Annotated in this window: 9 protein-coding genes, 16 tRNA genes, 1 pseudogene and 1 riboswitch; of the genes and pseudogenes, 5 read left to right on the top strand and 21 right to left on the bottom strand. The window is 38.9% G+C overall.

Features of this window, described 5'->3' with window-relative positions:
- Positions 1-13 precede the first annotated feature (13 nt).
- The gene (locus MLOOGBEN_RS25475) at positions 14-1,213 is read left to right on the top strand and encodes a phosphoglycerate dehydrogenase (RefSeq protein WP_179161070.1); all 1,200 of its coding nucleotides are present in this window, start codon (positions 14-16) and stop codon (positions 1,211-1,213) included.
- Between the two features lie 82 nt (positions 1,214-1,295).
- Here MLOOGBEN_RS25475 and MLOOGBEN_RS25470 read toward each other — a convergent pair whose 3' ends face one another.
- The 3 genes from MLOOGBEN_RS25470 to MLOOGBEN_RS25460 form a co-directional block, all read right to left on the bottom strand.
- Positions 1,296-2,030 (bottom strand): amino acid ABC transporter ATP-binding protein, encoded by a 735-nt coding sequence (locus MLOOGBEN_RS25470; RefSeq protein WP_218781329.1) that lies wholly within the window; start codon positions 2,028-2,030, stop codon positions 1,296-1,298.
- Between the two features lie 22 nt (positions 2,031-2,052).
- The gene (locus tag MLOOGBEN_RS25465) at positions 2,053-2,796 is read right to left on the bottom strand and encodes an amino acid ABC transporter permease (RefSeq protein ID WP_179161069.1); all 744 of its coding nucleotides are present in this window, start codon (positions 2,794-2,796) and stop codon (positions 2,053-2,055) included.
- 62 nt (positions 2,797-2,858) lie between these two features.
- Positions 2,859-3,695, bottom strand: a complete 837-nt coding sequence (locus MLOOGBEN_RS25460) for a transporter substrate-binding domain-containing protein (protein WP_179161068.1) — start codon at positions 3,693-3,695, stop codon at positions 2,859-2,861.
- A gap of 105 nt (positions 3,696-3,800) precedes the next feature.
- A riboswitch (Lysine riboswitch) is annotated at positions 3,801-3,982 on the bottom strand.
- A 209-nt stretch (positions 3,983-4,191) separates the two neighbouring features.
- Between MLOOGBEN_RS25460 and MLOOGBEN_RS25455 the strand changes: the two genes are divergently transcribed.
- From MLOOGBEN_RS25455 to MLOOGBEN_RS25445, 4 genes and pseudogenes are all read left to right on the top strand, one after another.
- Entirely contained in the window at positions 4,192-5,274 is a 1,083-nt protein-coding gene (locus MLOOGBEN_RS25455) for an endospore germination permease (protein ID WP_179161067.1), read from the top strand.
- Positions 5,271-6,701 (top strand): spore germination protein, encoded by a 1,431-nt coding sequence (locus tag MLOOGBEN_RS25450; protein ID WP_179161066.1) that lies wholly within the window; start codon positions 5,271-5,273, stop codon positions 6,699-6,701. The genes MLOOGBEN_RS25455 and MLOOGBEN_RS25450 overlap by 4 nt, the downstream gene beginning before the upstream one ends.
- Before the next feature lie 30 nt (positions 6,702-6,731).
- Positions 6,732-7,037: pseudogene (locus MLOOGBEN_RS29005) on the top strand (Ger(x)C family spore germination protein); the annotation flags it as partial.
- Positions 7,038-7,094: 57 nt separating this feature from the next.
- Positions 7,095-7,613: a Ger(x)C family spore germination C-terminal domain-containing protein gene (locus MLOOGBEN_RS25445; RefSeq protein WP_179161147.1), complete on the top strand. Its 519-nt coding sequence runs from the start codon at positions 7,095-7,097 to the stop codon at positions 7,611-7,613.
- Between the two features lie 125 nt (positions 7,614-7,738).
- Here MLOOGBEN_RS25445 and MLOOGBEN_RS29510 read toward each other — a convergent pair whose 3' ends face one another.
- From MLOOGBEN_RS29510 to MLOOGBEN_RS25345, 18 genes are all read right to left on the bottom strand, one after another.
- Positions 7,739-12,007 carry a 5'-nucleotidase C-terminal domain-containing protein gene (locus MLOOGBEN_RS29510; protein WP_256989277.1) on the bottom strand — a complete coding sequence of 1,423 codons (4,269 nt, stop codon included), beginning with the start codon at positions 12,005-12,007 and terminating at the stop codon, positions 7,739-7,741.
- 17 nt (positions 12,008-12,024) lie between these two features.
- Entirely contained in the window at positions 12,025-14,733 is a 2,709-nt protein-coding gene (locus MLOOGBEN_RS25425; protein ID WP_179161065.1) for a chitobiase/beta-hexosaminidase C-terminal domain-containing protein, read from the bottom strand.
- A gap of 560 nt (positions 14,734-15,293) precedes the next feature.
- Positions 15,294-15,375, bottom strand: a tRNA-Leu gene (locus tag MLOOGBEN_RS25420).
- A 23-nt stretch (positions 15,376-15,398) separates the two neighbouring features.
- A tRNA-Leu gene (locus MLOOGBEN_RS25415) sits at positions 15,399-15,484 on the bottom strand.
- 39 nt (positions 15,485-15,523) lie between these two features.
- Positions 15,524-15,594, bottom strand: a tRNA-Cys gene (locus tag MLOOGBEN_RS25410).
- Between the two features lie 6 nt (positions 15,595-15,600).
- Positions 15,601-15,675: transfer RNA gene (locus MLOOGBEN_RS25405), tRNA-Gly, on the bottom strand.
- A 4-nt stretch (positions 15,676-15,679) separates the two neighbouring features.
- Positions 15,680-15,754: transfer RNA gene (locus tag MLOOGBEN_RS25400), tRNA-Gln, on the bottom strand.
- Positions 15,755-15,789: 35 nt separating this feature from the next.
- Positions 15,790-15,865: transfer RNA gene (locus MLOOGBEN_RS25395), tRNA-His, on the bottom strand.
- A 15-nt stretch (positions 15,866-15,880) separates the two neighbouring features.
- Positions 15,881-15,954: transfer RNA gene (locus MLOOGBEN_RS25390), tRNA-Trp, on the bottom strand.
- A gap of 63 nt (positions 15,955-16,017) precedes the next feature.
- A tRNA-Tyr gene (locus tag MLOOGBEN_RS25385) sits at positions 16,018-16,102 on the bottom strand.
- A 25-nt stretch (positions 16,103-16,127) separates the two neighbouring features.
- A tRNA-Thr gene (locus MLOOGBEN_RS25380) sits at positions 16,128-16,203 on the bottom strand.
- A 25-nt stretch (positions 16,204-16,228) separates the two neighbouring features.
- Positions 16,229-16,304: transfer RNA gene (locus MLOOGBEN_RS25375), tRNA-Phe, on the bottom strand.
- Positions 16,305-16,332: 28 nt separating this feature from the next.
- Positions 16,333-16,409 (bottom strand) — tRNA-Asp (locus tag MLOOGBEN_RS25370).
- A 2-nt stretch (positions 16,410-16,411) separates the two neighbouring features.
- Positions 16,412-16,485 (bottom strand) — tRNA-Met (locus MLOOGBEN_RS25365).
- A 43-nt stretch (positions 16,486-16,528) separates the two neighbouring features.
- Positions 16,529-16,604, bottom strand: a tRNA-Val gene (locus MLOOGBEN_RS25360).
- Between the two features lie 10 nt (positions 16,605-16,614).
- Positions 16,615-16,689, bottom strand: a tRNA-Glu gene (locus tag MLOOGBEN_RS25355).
- Positions 16,690-16,713: 24 nt separating this feature from the next.
- Positions 16,714-16,805 (bottom strand) — tRNA-Ser (locus MLOOGBEN_RS25350).
- A gap of 9 nt (positions 16,806-16,814) precedes the next feature.
- A tRNA-Asn gene (locus MLOOGBEN_RS25345) sits at positions 16,815-16,889 on the bottom strand.

The following is a 16,889-nucleotide window of genomic DNA, read 5'->3' as shown; positions in this document are numbered from 1 at the left end:
TAGGAGGGAAATTATGAGCACTATCACTTTAGAAAAAGTAAAAACGATCAAAACACTCAATAATATTGCGGAAACTGGACTAAAGGTATTCAATAAGGGCAATTTTCAGATTGATAACAGCAGTGAAAATCCGGATGCAATCCTTGTTCGCAGCTTCAATATGCACGCATTAGAAATTGGCAATAATTTAAAGGCAATCGCAAGAGCTGGAGCAGGTGTGAATAATATCCCGGTAGAAAAATGTACAGAGCAAGGTATCGTTGTATTCAATACTCCTGGTGCAAATGCCAATGCCGTAAAAGAAATGGTGCTAACCTCATTAATATCTTCTTCACGAAACCTTTTTGCCGGTATTGCTTGGGCAAAGGCATTAGATGGTGAAGGTGACCAAATTCCAAAGCTAGTGGAAGCAGGAAAAAAACAGTTTGTCGGAAAAGAAATTAAAGGAAAAACGTTAGGTGTCATTGGTTTGGGAGCAATTGGTGCACTTGTAGCGAATGATGCGCTTGATTTAGATATGGATGTGATCGGATTTGACCCATTTATCTCTGTCGATACAGCTTGGAATTTGTCACGGAATGTACAGCGGGCACTCACAATTGAACAGTTGTTCTCAGAATCTGATTATATTACTGTACACGTACCGTTTACCGAGGATACAAAAGAAATGTTTAACAGTGCAACATTTAGTATAATGAAGCAGGGTGTTCATATTTTAAACTTCTCACGTGGTGAGCTTGTGAATGAAAATGATATGGCAACAGCTCTTGAAAGCGGGAAAGTTGGAAGATATATTACAGATTTCCCGAATGAAAATGTGCTTAAAATGAAAAATACTGTCCCGATTCCGCACTTAGGTGCCTCTTCATTAGAATCCGAGGAAAATTGTGCTATAATGGCAGCCCGTCAGGTGAAGGAATTTTTAGAAACTGGAAACATCAAAAACTCAGTGAATTTCCCAAATACTTCCCTACCTTATACAGGAAAGCAACGAGTAGTGGCATTTCACCACAATGTTCCAAACATGGTCGGACAGATCACGTCCGCTGTATCAAGTTACCATTTAAACATTGCGGATATGGTTAACCGAAGCCGAGGGGAATACGCGTATACTATGATTGACATTGATAATAAAGTAAATGGTGATGTTATTCCGGCATTAGAGGAAAAAATCAATCAAATTTCTGGCATGGTAACCGCTCGTATTATTTAAACATAAAATAGGAATTAAGTTTCCATAAGAAATGGAGCCAAGTTTCAAACTGGCTCCACTTCTTATGCCTCAATCAAGGTAATTATTTTAAAGTACGTTTTAGGAATTCCCTAGTACGGTCTTGTGTTGGATTATTGAAAATTTGCTCTGGACTTCCTTCCTCCGCAATAACTCCCTTATCCATAAATACAGCGCGATCTGATACTTCTCTTGCAAATTCCATTTCGTGCGTTACGATTAACATTGTAAGACCTGATTCTGCGAGTTCCTTCATGACTTTTAGAACTTCTCCTACCATTTCTGGATCAAGTGCGGATGTTGGTTCATCAAATAGCATTACATCTGGTTCCATGGAAAGTGCTCTTGCAATCGCCACGCGCTGCTTTTGACCGCCGGATAGCTGCTTTGGCTTCGCGTTGATATATTTGTCCATTCCAACAACCTTCAAGTACTTCATCGCTACTACTTCTGCTTCCTCTTTGGAGCGTTTTAATACTTTTATTTGTCCTACCACACAGTTATTTAGAACATTATGATTATTAAATAAGTTAAATTGTTGGAACACCATGCCTAAATGCTTCCGGTAATCCGCTACATCATGCTTTTCATCTAAAATATTTTCGCCATGATAGATAATTTGTCCGCCGCTTGGTTTTTCTAATAGATTAATACAGCGAAGAAGAGTTGATTTACCAGATCCTGAGGATCCGATGATGGAGACAACTTCTCCTTTATTCACCGAAAAATTAATGTCTTTTAATACTTCATGTGTTCCAAAGGATTTGTTTAAATGTTGAATATCAATAATCTTTTCCATATTCTCTCTCCTCCTTCTCCCATTATTTTTGATTTACTTCTCCTTGTGTGTCGTTTCCAATCATCGTATAGTTGTCAGCACCATCTAATCTCTTTTCAAGGTATAGCAATATTCTTGTTACAATAAAGGTCATCACAAAATAAATCATACATGCTACGAAAAATGATTCGAAATATCTAAAGTTATTACCCGAAATCGATTTTGTAACAAAATATAATTCTGTAACGGATATAACATTCAGCACGGACGTATCTTTAATATTAATAACAAATTGATTCCCTGTTGCCGGTAGAATATTTCGAACAACCTGTGGCAATACTACATTCCACATCGTTTGGAAATGAGTCATTCCGATAGCATGAGCTGCTTCGAACTGTCCTTTATCGACCGAAACAATCCCACCACGTACAATTTCAGCCATATAGGCTCCCGTATTAATTGATACAACAATAATCGCTGCAACAAAAACATTCATATCGATACCAAATGCTAACGCAGAACCATAATAAATAACCATCGCTTGTACAATCATCGGTGTTCCACGGAAGAATTCAATATAGATTGATAGAATTGCGTTAATTACATTTAACAAAGCTTTCTTTGCCCCACGTTCAGGCATTGGGATGGTTCGGATTACCCCTGCCGCTAATCCAATAATTGCCCCAATAATTGTCCCTATAAGAGAGATCAATAGTGTTAAACCAGCGCCACGAAGGAACATAGGCCAGTTTTCTGCAATTATTTTAATGACCCACTCAAAACTCATCTTTTATCCTCCTTTACTGTATAAAACCGACTGTATGATTCAATACAGCCGGTTTCTCATGATTAATTTGCTGCTGGTTGATTCTTAATAGCATTATCCATAATACTGGTACGGTCTTCCTCTGAGATACCAGCTAAAATTTCATTGATTTTATCTGTTAAGTCGCTGCCCTTTTCAAGTCCGACTGCGATTGCTGTATCATCTGCTGATGTTTTAAATCCTTCTTCAAATTCAACCATTACATAGTTTTCATTTGCAGCTGAGGCACTAACTCCTTCTGGACGCTCAGAAACGTATCCATCAATCATTCCTGATTCAAGGGCTACTCTCATAGCTGGGAAGTTGTCCATTGCTGTTTTCTTGTCTACACCTTCAATTTGATCGATCACTGAATAGTGGAAGGTATTTAATTGAGCTGTAACTTTTGCCCCTTTGAAGTCTTGGATAGAAGTAGCACCTTCATACTTGCTGCCCTTTTTTACAACCATCACTAAATTGGATGTATAGTAGTTATCTGAAAAGTCGATTGTTTCTTTACGTTCTGCTGTTGGTGACATACCAGCGATAATTGCATCAATTTTACCTGATTGTAAAGCTGGTACAAGGCCATCCCACTCTGTTTTGACAATAACTAATTCTTTCCCTAAACCTTCAGCCACTTTTTTTGCGATTTCCACATCATACCCACCTGCATATTCTGCAGAGCCGTCTATTTTAACTCCACCATTGGAATCATCGTTTTGAGTCCAGTTAAATGGCGCATATCCCGCTTCAAGGCCGACCGTAAACGTATTATCCTCTGATGCTCCAGAATCAGAACCCTTGCTTGTCCCACATCCTGCTAATAGAACCATAGCCGAAACCAATAAAACCATAAATAATGATAACTTATTTCTCATGTTGCTCTCCCCCTGTTTTTTAATAGTTTACTATAAACAAAAAACGGCCTGAGATAAACTCAGGCCGCAATATGCATAGTTCCCTTAAGTCCACTCTTTTATCCCAAATGAGATAGCACAACTCAATAAACCGGAAAGTTTATTGAGACAGTCCTGCAGTTCTTAACTACAGACCCAGCATGTAATATTGAGAATATTACAAACTTCGGCGACATTTCCTTCTCCTTAGCATCACGGCTTCTCAAGCTCCACTAAAGACTGTTAAATATCGCGCCTCTACCTCACTGAAAAAAAGTGAGGTCTTATTAAATTATATTAATATACTACAGCATTTTGTCGAAATCCGTCAACTAGTTATTTAGGGCAATTTCTGCCAAACTATTGTTATAAAAACACTTTAATCATAGAGAAACGCTCCCAATGAACTTTAATTTGTTATGCATAATTTGGAAGGACTAACAAAACCTAACAACAGTGGAATTTTTGGGGTGTTTATATGCATTTTTCTCGGACTCAACTATTTTTTGTTCTGATCCTTTTTATTGGAATTTCCAATCATGTGCTCATCATGCCTCATTTACTAACAACAGGAAAACGGGATGCATGGATATGCGTATTGGTTTCTTATGTTTTATTACTATTTTGGGGACTTATCCTTTACTTGATTATGAAAAAAAATCAACAGCGCCTAAGTCTATATGAGTGGATAAAAGGACGTGCAGGAGGTGTGATTTCCACCGTTTTCATCAGCATCCTTGCGGCGTATGTTTTCGCGATTAGTGCGATTTCTTTTTATGATTTAATTCAATCCATTAATATATATTTCCTGCCGCGAACATCATCCTTCGTTGTAATGCTGCCATTTTTGCTGATTAGTTCTTGGGCGGCCTATAATGGCTTAAAATCGATTGTCTATGTATCAGCTGTATTATTGCCAATTGTTTGGCTGCTTGGGATATTTGTTGCTTGGTTTACCATAAGTGATAAAGATTATTCCTATCTTTTCCCTATTCTTTCTGATGGCTATCACCCCGTTGTAAAAGGAACCATCATTATTCTTGGGGGGAGCTCGGATTTGCTTGTGCTTTTACTTCTTCAGCAACATTTAAAAAAATCGTTTACCTTATTGAACCTTATTATTCTCATCACCATTTTAGTCGGTTTAATTCTTGGGCCAACCATGGGTTCCTTGTCTTCATTTGGACCAGCTGTTGCCTCTGATATGCGATTCCCAGCTTTTGAACAATGGCGACTGATTACCTTGGGAGAATATATATCCCATGTGGACTTTTTAGCAGTATTTCAATTTCTAAGTGGCGAACTAATCCGGGTTTCTTTATGCCTCTTCCTACTTGCAGATATGGTTAAAGGCTTTTCACCCGCTTCTAACAAAAAGGTGTTTGCCGTTTCTACACTTCTTTTAGGATTAATGACGATAATTCCGTTAAGTGATATATGGGTGCAAACCATCATCGGAAAATACTTTTATCCAGCTGCTTTAATAAGTGCAGTAATAATTTCGTTGGAATTATTGATCATTGGCCACTTGCCAATGAAGAAAGGAATCCAGCGCATATGAACACGGAACAAATAAATCATACTTTAGCAAAAGGAACGTTGAAATGCGATGAGGTAAAAACTTTTTTTCTTCCTTATGCCGATGTAAAATTCATTCCAACTGAAATAGGTGAGATGCTACAAGCCTTTTATTGCAAAGGGATGCTAGATTCAACACAATTAAATGAGTATTTTAACCGGATTCTCCTTAGCATCAGTAACGAAGAACCACGAAGTCATTCCGACATGCTCCCGCCAGTCCAATATATCCAAAAAATGGATGAAATAGTGAGTCTTTTGTTTTCAGGTTCGCTGATTGTGTTTCAGGAGGGAACGCCATTTTTTCATGTGTTCGATATTAGCAAGGTGCCTCAACGAAGTCTTCAAGAATCGAATACCGAGGTTACGATTAAAGGACCGAAGGATAGTTTTACCGAGGAGATGAATGTAAACATCGCTTTAATTCGCAAACGAATGAAAGCGGAACAGCTTTATTGCGAATCCTTCACCTTAGGTTCCCTGAGTAAAACAGAGGTTCCAATGCTTTATCTAAATGATAGAACCAATCAAAACATGATTCAGGAAATTAGAAAGCGCCTTACAGATTTTAATGGCGAAAGTGTTGTGAGCAGTGGCCAATTAGAGCAATGGCTATCCGACCGCTCATTTTCGTTGTTTCCATTATTCGATTATGTCACACGCCCAGATTTTGTCATCGAAAGCATGTTGCGGGGAAGATTTATTTTAATTGTAAATGGTTCGCCATCTGTATTAATTGGACCCACTAATCTTTTTGAGTTGATTAAATCGCCTGAGGATGTTCATTTCCCTTACTATTTTGTTCAGTTTGGACGGTTTATACGAATTATCAGCCTAGGGGTGGCTATTTTTCTACCGGGATTTTGGGTTTCACTTGCTTCTGTCAATATTGACCAACTGCCGTTTGCCCTATTGGCCACTGTTGTTGTTTCACGAGAAGGATTGCCGTTACCAACCGGACTTGAAGCGATTTTTATCCTTGCGTTGTTTGAATTATTAAGAGAAGCTGGAATCCGAATGCCAACCTTTCTTGGACAAACGGTGTCCATTGTCGGAGGTATTATCATTGGCGATGCAGCTATTCGAGCTGGGCTCGCTTCCCCAACGATGATTGTTATTATTGCCTTAACAGCGGTGGCAAGCTATACGCTAGTGAACCAATCATTGGTTGGAACCGTAAGTATCCTTCGTTTTTATACTTTAATACTATCCATTTTTTTAGGAGTGTACGGGCTTACGATTGGATTCTTTAGCATTCTAATTTATCTTTCTATTTTGGAATCATTTAAAATCGCTTATCTCGAACCTATTGCTTCGTTAACATTCAAAGAATATTTATCGGCTTTGTTAGTGAACCCATTTGACCGAAAGAAATTTGGAATTTCATTTATTCAGAAGCGGAGAAAGTAGCATGAAGCGAAACATCGTACTGCTCAAGAACGGATGCTGTGGGCAAATGTGACGGCAATTGTTTTGAGCGAGAATGTACTAAATAAGGGACTTGGCAGTGTTTTTGATGGGTTGACTCGTTATTATGAATTCCGGCCAACTCCATGGATTTTTGGGACCAAGGCTCCCAAGGTCGACATTCTTTCAACTACTGGATTTTTTAATCAAAGCTCATTGGACACCATACTGCATAGTCCTGAAAGTTCATATGAGCAAAGCTCAACCCTCAAGCCCGTAAAGTTAAATCAATTTGCACGCGAGTTTTTTGACCCTGGTCGGACCACTTATATACCTTAGCTTACGGTTAATGACACCCAGTGGAAGAAGAATAAAAAGTCTGAGGCGAAACTAGCCATCGATGGAGGTTTTTTTCTACATAGCGGCAAGTATAAAGGTTATTTTCCGTTTGATGACTTGAAAGGGATGCGTTGGCTGACGCCCAAAAACGTCCGCGCATCCATCCTATTACCAAATATAGAAAACCCTGAATTTATTACGGTGCTTGAAGACCAAATGGTCAAAATCCAGCCCGTAAAGCAAAATGGAAACTTTCGCTTTACAATCCTCTACCTTGCGAATGGGATTGTGAGTAATCGCATGAGGAACAACACAATTAATGTGGATGCCATGGAGGAGTTTGTAAAAAAGGGAATCATATCGGAGATGCGGCATTTATATCAATTAGGGTTAAAACATGAAATCGATTTCTTTAACTTGGAGCACCAGCTTTACAGAAAATATCATTCCGATTGGAAAAAGCAAAATGATCAGGATTCCCTGCTCCATGAAGATAGTATTAAGTCATTTGAAGTGCATATCAAACTTGAACATTCGGGGTCATTTAAAAATCGAAAAATTACGATTAAGGAATAATCAAATAACGAAGAAAAAGGCGTGCAATAAATTAGCACGCCTACTTTTTTTCAATTACTTATAAAAAACGAATAATTGAATGTTGATTTCCATAATATCTCATTGTTTCTTTTGATTATTACCTATTAATTTGAAATAGCATTTCTTCTTTTAACGTAGTATAAAACGCCGCCAGATAGAACTAATAATAATCCTGCTAGTAAAATGTTAAAGTTGTTTGTTGCTGTATTCGGAAGTTCATGATCAGCTTGAGCAGGAATCTTATTAGATTCTGGTTCGCCTTCGAATACACCATACGTACTGAAATGATCGGTATAAGCTGAGATTTCACCATTTTTGTATTCTCCCCCGATTAGTTCCCACTTTCCTTCCTCTACATTCCAATAATAAACTTTTACATTCTTAGGATTCACAATTTGTTTTGGATCAACTTTGAATGTAAGTTTAACTTTTTCTCTGAACTCATGATACAATTTGCCATCTGCTTCAATGGTAAAGTCATAAACAGCTAGTGAACCATTTGCTGCCATTTTCTTCACTTTAATATTTAGGTTTTCTGCTAACGGCAGGATTGAAGCAGGAATTTGTACATCTACATTTCCATTGCTAACCTGAATTACTGCACTAGCATCTTTTAAAGCTTGAATCTGTTCTTTCGTCAGTGTTACAGTTGCATTAATTTTATTATCAACTTCAATAACAACGATTGCTTTTTCTTCAAGATTTTTTAGAGCCTCATCACTAATTGTATACTTGTTAGCTTCTTTAACTACTGGCGGTTTAACCTCATTTGATTTACTTGGATTTTCGCTTGGTTTGTTACCTGGGTTTTCGCCTGGTTTATTGCCTGGATTTTCTCCCGGTTTATTACCTTGTTCATCACTTACGTCTACAATCCGCCCTTCAACTTTTGTAGAAATAGTTTCTAAGCTTACTAGATGATCCCTGAAGTTTTCCCAATCTGAAAGACCTAAGTCTGTTACTCGTCCTTCTTCATATACTTTCGCAAAGACATCATAACCATCTCCGCCTTTAGCTGTGAAAGCATTAGTGGCAACTGTGTAAGTTTCTTCGTCTTGAATTTCTACATAATTACCATTTTGATTTAAATATTTAACAGATACTACACGTTCCCCTGCTGGTTTCGTAGAATCAAATTCCACTTTACCACCGGCCACATGTAAGAAACCGCCATTTTCTCCTGGGTATTTACTGAAACTAATTTCAAATGCTTCTTTTAACTCAGCACCAGTAATATCCATGGTTGCTAATGTGTTACCAAATGGTAATACAGTGATTACTTCACCAACTGTGATCGGACCAGCATTAATGGCCGCTCGGATTCCGCCACCGTTTTGCAATGCCATAATCACATTTTTACCTGTGAATTCTTTTGCTTTAATAAGCATACCATCGGTAATAAGGTTGCCAAGAATGGTTTCGTTTTTACGTACACTCGGTTTTGTATTATCTCCATTTGTACGTGGATTTTCTAATTCAATTGGAGTTGATACACCAATTTCTTCTTGAGCTACGGCATCAACTTGTGCTTTGTATGGTGCCAATACTTCTGCTGCTTGTGGATCAGCTTCTTGATCGTTGATTGCAACTAAGCTGCCATTCTGGTCAATTACAACACCATTTTCATCGAACGTTACATCTAGCATACCTAGGTTGCTGTTGGCATTACCAGTTTGAACAATTACAGTAGGTGTTGTATCTTTTGCCACTACAACAGGATCAGACAATGTTGTATGGCTGTGTCCACCAACAATAATGTCAATGCCTTCTACTTTTTCAGCAAGGATTAAGTCGTTATCAACAGCTGCATTATCGTCATAACCAATGTGAGTTAATGCAATAATATTGTTAACGCCTTGTGCTTCAAAAGCTTGTACTGCTTTTTCTGCTTCTGCAAGATAGTTTTCGAATGCAATGGACCCTGGGCTGGATATATCAGCTGTTTCCTCAGTTGTTAAGCCGAAGATACCCACTTTCTCTCCGTTTACTTCTTTAATGATTCCATTGTATATTTGACCATTTTGAATTTCAGCTGCGATGGAATTATTGAATATTCCATCGAATTTTGCATCCTTTGAGAAATCAACGTTTGCACTTACAAATGGGAAGTTAGCTTCCTTAATAAAATCAACCAATGCTTGATGTCCTTCTTCTGAAGAACCTAAATCAAATTCATGGTTACCAAAGGTCATCGCATCAAAGCCCATTAAATTCATCATGGCCTTGTCAGCTTCACCTTGGAATTCATTGAAATACAAGGTTCCAGTGAATGCATCCCCAGCATGAAGAAGTAGTGCTTCAGGGTTTACTGCTCTAACTTCTTTTACAGCAGTTACTGTCTTCGGCATGTTGTCTAAGGCAGCATGGGTATCATTCGTATGCATAACAGTTAAGTTAAATTGACCTGCTACATCAACGATTCTGCCTTCAACTTCAGTTGGGATTCCTTCACTGCCATTGCCTGCTAACTGATCACGGAAGTTTTCCCAATCCGAAAGACCTAAGTCCGTAACTCGTCCTTCTTCGTAAGCTGTAGCGAATACGTTATAGCCGTCTCCACCTTTAGCTGTAAAGGCGTTAGTTGCCACAGTGTACATTGTGTCATCTTGAACATCTACATAATCACCATTATCATCTAAATACGATACAGATACAACGCGTTCCCCTACTGGTCTAGTAGAATCAAATTCTACTTTACCACCAGCCACATGTAAAAATCCGCCATTTTCTCCAGGATATTTACTGAAACTGATTTCAAATGCTGCTTTTAATTCTGCACCACTTACATCCATTGTTGCTAATGTATTAGCGAATGGAAGAACAGTGATTACTTCACCCACTGTAATAGGTCCTTCATTAATTGCTGCACGAATTCCACCGCCATTTTGCAATGCCATAATCACATTTTTACCTGTGAATTCTTTTGCTTTTGAAAGCATTCCATCCGTAATAAGGTTGCCAAGAATGGTTTCGTTTTTACGTACACTTGGTGCTGTATTATCACCATTTGTACGTGGGTTTTCCAATTCTACTGTTGTTGTTACACCGATTTCTTCTTTCGCTACACTATCTACTTTCGTTTTGTATGGTGCTAACAATGCTGCTGCTTCTGGATCATCAGCTTGTGCGCCAATTGCGATTAATTCCCCAGCTTGTCCAACTACAATACCATTTCCATCAAATTCAACATCAAGCATACCTAGTTTGCTGTTTGCATTACCAGTTTGAACAATTACAGTTGGTGTTGCGTCTTTTGCAACAACTACTGGTTCAGCCAATTCTGTATGACTATGTCCACCAACAATTACGTCAATACCTTCAACTTCTTCTGCTAAAACTAAGTCATTATCAATGGCCGCATTATCGTCATACCCAATATGAGTTAAGGCAATAATTTTATTGACACCTTGTGCTTCCAACGATTGAACTGCTTTTTCTGCTTCTGCTTTATAATCTTCAAAAGTTATAGCTCCAGGGCTGGAAAGATCTTTAGTCTCTGCAGTAGTTAAACCAAAGATACCCACTTTTTCACCATTTACTTCTTTGATAATACCATTATAAATTTGACCATTCACTGCTTCAGCTGTTAAGGAATCATTGAAAATTCCTCCAAATTTATTATCTTGAGCGAAAGCGACATTTGCACTTACAAATGGGAATTTCGCTTCCTTAATAAAATCAACTAAGCCTTGATGTCCTTCAGCCGATGAACCTAAATCAAACTCATGGTTACCGAATGTCATAGCATCATAGCCCATAAGATTCATTAGAGCCAAGTCCGCTTGTCCTTGGAATTCATTGAAATACAAGGTTCCGGTGAAAACATCCCCTGCATTTAAAAGCAATGCATCTGGTTTTTCTGCTCTGACTTCTTTTACTGCTGTTACAGTTTTAGGCATTTTGTCTAAAGCTGCATGGGTATCATTTGTATGCATTATGCTTAATGCATATTTTTTAGCTGCATTAGCTAAATCAATTTGAACTAAAACTGGATCGTGGTCTGATGCTTGTTCAGTAAAGTTCGCATTGATGTGAATCATGTCAGCTGTTGTAGCATTTAATAAGTTGTTTGAAACTAAAATATGGTCTAACGTTTGATTGTTTCCTTGGAAGAAGTAAGAGAAACGATCTTCTGCAGGTACTTGATCAACCATATTTGTTAAGTTATCACCTTTAAGTGTTTCAAGAACTGGAGTAAATTCGAAATCGTTCATATCTCCTGCAACAACAATATTTAAGTTGGGGTTTTTTTCAAGTCCTTCATCAATGAAATCATTAATTGTTTGTGCTAAACCAAGGCGTTCTGCCTCTGAATTTAATTTAGGAGGCTGGTTAGTTCCCCATAAGGATTGATCTCCACCTTTAGAATTCAAATGAGTACCAATGACAACTACTCGTTCACCTTGGAACTCAATTCTGCAGCGATTGGCTTACGTGTATCAGGGAATTTAGAAGGTTCAATTACACCCGGGTTAAGCGTTAAATTACCTGTTTCACTCCAAGCATTTGCTTGTGTGTCTGTACCTTTTGTTCCTTCAACGAATGTAACCCGGTCAGGGTTATATAGGTACCCAACACGGATATTACCTCCAGGTGCACCACCGTTATCATTGTTTACAGGTGTAACATCTGTCCATTCGTATGCAGGTCCATTTTCTGCTTTGATTGCTGCTATTAGCCGTTCGTAGCTTTCGGTTGCATCTGCATTTCCAGAATCAGTTTCACCGTCATTATCTTGCACTTCTACCAATGTAATAATGTCTGGTGTTTTCATATTATTTACAAATGTTTTCGCTATTTTAACTACTTTTTCATCTGGTGTGTTTGATTTGTTATTTGAGAAGTTTTCCATATTGTAAGTTGCTACAGTTAATTTGTCTTCAGCTGGAGCAATATTCGTTACTTCTGGTTGTATGTTTGCTCTTGTTACTTCAGGTAATGTCTCCTTGTCTGTTAAAAGTTGGAATCCAGAACTTGAATAAGAAATGACACCAACAACATCACCCTTAAATTGATCACCTGATAAGTATTTACTATTACCAACATTATCTAAGAAGACTTTTTCAGGGTTATAATCATCAGCTGCGATATTAAGGCCGCCGTTAACATTAAATATATTATTGGTTGTGCTTTCTACTACAATCGGAACATCGCCAGAATATGGTGGACCCACTACCTTCGCATTTGGGAATGAAACGCGCATAAATTCTACGGATTCCCAGAAATCAATTCCATCTTCGTTAGGATCAAATGATTTCATTTCATCATTATCAATGATTTTATTTGGAGGCATGATGTCTTTACCAACTACTAGTGGTGTTGGTAACTCAGCTGTTCCTGTTTTTGTTAAAGCACTTACGTTAATTTCAGTTTTAGATAGGTTAGCACCGCCGCCATATTCTTCTACAATTCCGTCAACGGTTACTTTATCGCCAACAAGCATACCATGAGATGATTTGTATACTTGAATTGCTTCTGATGTCGCTTTGTCATCGTCTGCATTATCATCTTGAATGATAAATGTTGACCCGCTAATAACATGCGTTACAACACCCGTGATACCCGTAACTGACGATCCGTTATATTTTGAAACATGTCCTTTTCCTTGAATATCACGAATTTTTACGCCTACTGTATTTAAAATAGTATAAGTGAAGCTAAATACTTCGCTCACATTATCTCCAGTTACTGCAATGGCTTTAATGGTTGTGTCTCCAGTATTTAATGCAATGGGTTCAACATATTTAGTACTTTCGATTGTTGGCACTGAACCATCAATTGTGTAATATATCTCAGGACCTTCAATACCAGATTTCAGTTCAATCTTTGTTCCTGCTGGTACTGTTCCTTCCGCTTGTTCTACATAAACTGCTGGTTTGTTTACTAAATCATAGCTTTCAAGACCAAAGGTTTTTACATGATATCCATCATTATCAATCGATCCAATTCCTTTTAAATGAACTTTGTCGCCTTCTTTATAGTGTTTAATCAGTTCATAATAATCAGAACCTGTACGATTATCATGAATCACGCGTACCTGATCGCCTGTTTCCGTCTTTGCTTGGAAAATAGCTGTTCCATAGCTATCACTTTCTAGAGCTGTAATTGTAATATTCTCCAATTTTACTAATTCACCTTGAGTATCTTCGTTAGCTGTTGGTGCTATAACTTGAGCTTCTGGAAAATTGTTACCAGAAGATATAATTTCCATGTTAGTCGGTTGAAGCTCTAATTCGTTCTTATAGGTTAATAACTTTCCAGTAATTTTTACTTTATCCCCAGGTTGAACATCCTTCGGGCTGCTGTAGATGAGCATACCTGCTGTTTCATCTTGCATATAGAAGGTATCATAACCCCAAAGTCCATTCTTTGTTGTAGCAATGCCTTCAATGGTTACTGTTTGACCTGCTCCAGCTTCACGAGCTTCTGCCACTGTAATAGCTTCTAGTGGTGCTTCAGGTTCGGTTGGTTCCTCTTCAGACGAACCACCTAAGGTATGCTCCCCTAGATTCGAAAACGTATCTTTCCCTAAATTAGTCCATTCCTTTGTATTATCAAAAGGATCATTAATAATTGTATCGCCTTTTAAGACATCACTATTTCTAACTAAGGATACATCTGCAAGGGAAATTTCCACTGATCCAACCTGTCCAATTGAATCAATAACACTTCCATTTTTCTTAAGTACGATTTGATCGTTACCATTAAAATTAATTATTTGTTTGCTATCATCGATTTTATCAGTTACCGCAGCAATAGCAGGATCAGCATCTGAACGAGATATCACGTATGTATCGCCAGCAGCGAGCTTACCGTCTAATAGTAAAACCTTATCCGTAGTAGTTGTTCCTGTTATAGCACTTCCACTATTATTATAGTGTTCAAGTGTATATCCACTTAGATTAATCTCTGCGCCTGTTCCATTGTATAGCTCAATTGCTTTATTAAAACTTGACCCCTCGATATATTCTGAGATTATCAAATCAGTAGCTACGCTAGTTTCAGCCTTTGCAGTAGTATTAGCTACTGGTGAAAATAAACTGATAAGTAAAGCAGGCACCGTGACCATACTTAATCTCTTCTTATGTCTTCTATTCATATTTTCCTCCTTTTTATATGTATTCCTTTTAATTAAATATTCTAGCAAACTCTTGCCAGTGATAATTATATAATTCTACTATTAAGCTAGTGTTAATTTTATGTAAGAGATTTCCAAATTGTCAAATATCCTGAAATGAGCTAATTTACAAATAGGTCACTAGGCTCAACGGGATCAGATGGATCGTCTGATTCCCTTTATCATAATTTTTTGGGTCAACGGGAATCTTTTAGCTCCTATGATTCCCTTTATCATAATTTTTTGGGTCAACGGGAATCTTTTAGCTCCTATGATTCCCTTTAACATGAGTTTTTGGGTTCAACGGGAATCTTTTGGCTCCTATGATTCCCTTTAACATGAGTTTTTGGGTTCAACGGGAATCTTTTGGCTCCTATGTAGTGGATTTAAGCAAAGGACCCTTTATGAGGACCACTCCTCCTTCTTTTAGCTATTCTCGAGCTATCATCCTTTATGTATGACCGCCAAGGTAATCTTTTATTTTCTAAACGACAAAAAAACCCACAAATGTTGATATTACAACATTTGTGGGTTTTTTTAGATACCGGTGGTCGGGGTCGAACCGACACTCCTTGCGGAACACGATTTTGAGTCGTGCGCGTCTGCCAATTCCGCCACACCGGCATAATAAAATTTTGTAAAGGTAATGCCGAGGACCGGAATCGAACCGGTACGGTAGTCACCTACCGCAGGATTTTAAGTCCTGTGCGTCTGCCAGTTCCGCCACCCCGGCGCATTGAAACACGCTATAAAAAGTAAATAAAACACTTGAAGGCGGCAACCGGATTCGAACCGGTGGTAAAGGTTTTGCAGACCTCTGCCTTACCACTTGGCTATGCCGCCATATGTTGGAGCGGAAGACGGGATTCGAACCCGCGACCCCCACCTTGGCAAGGTGGTGTTCTACCACTGAACTACTTCCGCAAATTGGCTGGGCTAGCTGGATTTGAACCAACGCATGTCGCAGTCAAAGTGCGATGCCTTACCGCTTGGCTATAGCCCAATGATAAAATTTTATTATCTTACAAAATGGTCTTATGGGGCGACTGATGGGAATCGAACCCACGAATGCCTGAACCACAATCAGGTGCGTTAACCACTTCGCCACAATCGCCATAATAAAATTAATTGGCAGGGGTAGTAGGAATTGAACCCACACCAAAGGTTTTGGAGACCTTCGTTCTACCTTTAAACTATACCCCTACAAAAGATAGTTATTTTCACTAAAGTGAAAAAACATTGGTTATTTTGCTGTAAAAAAAACTTTGGTGGAGGGGGACGGATTCGAACCGCCGAACCCGGAGGGAGCGGATTTACAGTCCGCCGCGTTTAGCCACTTCGCTACCCCTCCACATATTATGATGTTAAAAACCAAATGGTGCCGGCTAGAGGACTTGAACCCCCAACCTACTGATTACAAGTCAGTTGCTCTACCAATTGAGCTAAACCGGCAAGCATATAATCAATAGAATAAAAATGGTGGCTCAGGACGGAATCGAACCGCCGACACAAGGATTTTCAGTCCTTTGCTCTACCGACTGAGCTACTGAGCCACACTATAAAGCCTATTTCAAAAAGAAATGGCGGTCTGGACGGGACTCGAACCCGCGACCTCCTGCGTGACAGGCAGGCATTCTAACCAACTGAACTACCAGACCAATTGCGGGGACAGGATTTGAACCTGCGACCTTCGGGTTATGAGCCCGACGAGCTACCGGACTGCTCCACCCCGCGACAATAAAAATTGAAGATTATTTTTACTAACTTTAAAAAATCATGGTGGAGGATGACGGGATCGAACCGCCGACCCTCTGCTTGTAAGGCAGATGCTCTCCCAGCTGAGCTAATCCTCCGAAAATACGTTGGTGACCCCTACGGGATTCGAACCCGTGTTACCTCCGTGAAAGGGAGGTGTCTTAACCACTTGACCAAGGGGCCAGATAAAAACAGATTGTATTTTTATGGCGGAGAGCAAGGGATTTGAACCCTTGAGACAGGGTTACCCGCCTACACGATTTCCAATCGTGCTCCTTCGGCCACTCGGACAGCTCTCCATAAAAGAATGGCTCCGCAGGTAGGACTCGAACCTACGACCGATCGGTTAACAGCCGATAGCTCTACCACTGAGCTACTGCGGA

Source organism: Bacillus sp. EB106-08-02-XG196, from assembly GCF_013396335.1.
In the GTDB taxonomy this organism is placed as follows: Bacteria; Bacillota; Bacilli; order Bacillales; family Cytobacillaceae; genus Neobacillus.
This window is presented reverse-complemented; position numbering and strand designations above follow the sequence as displayed.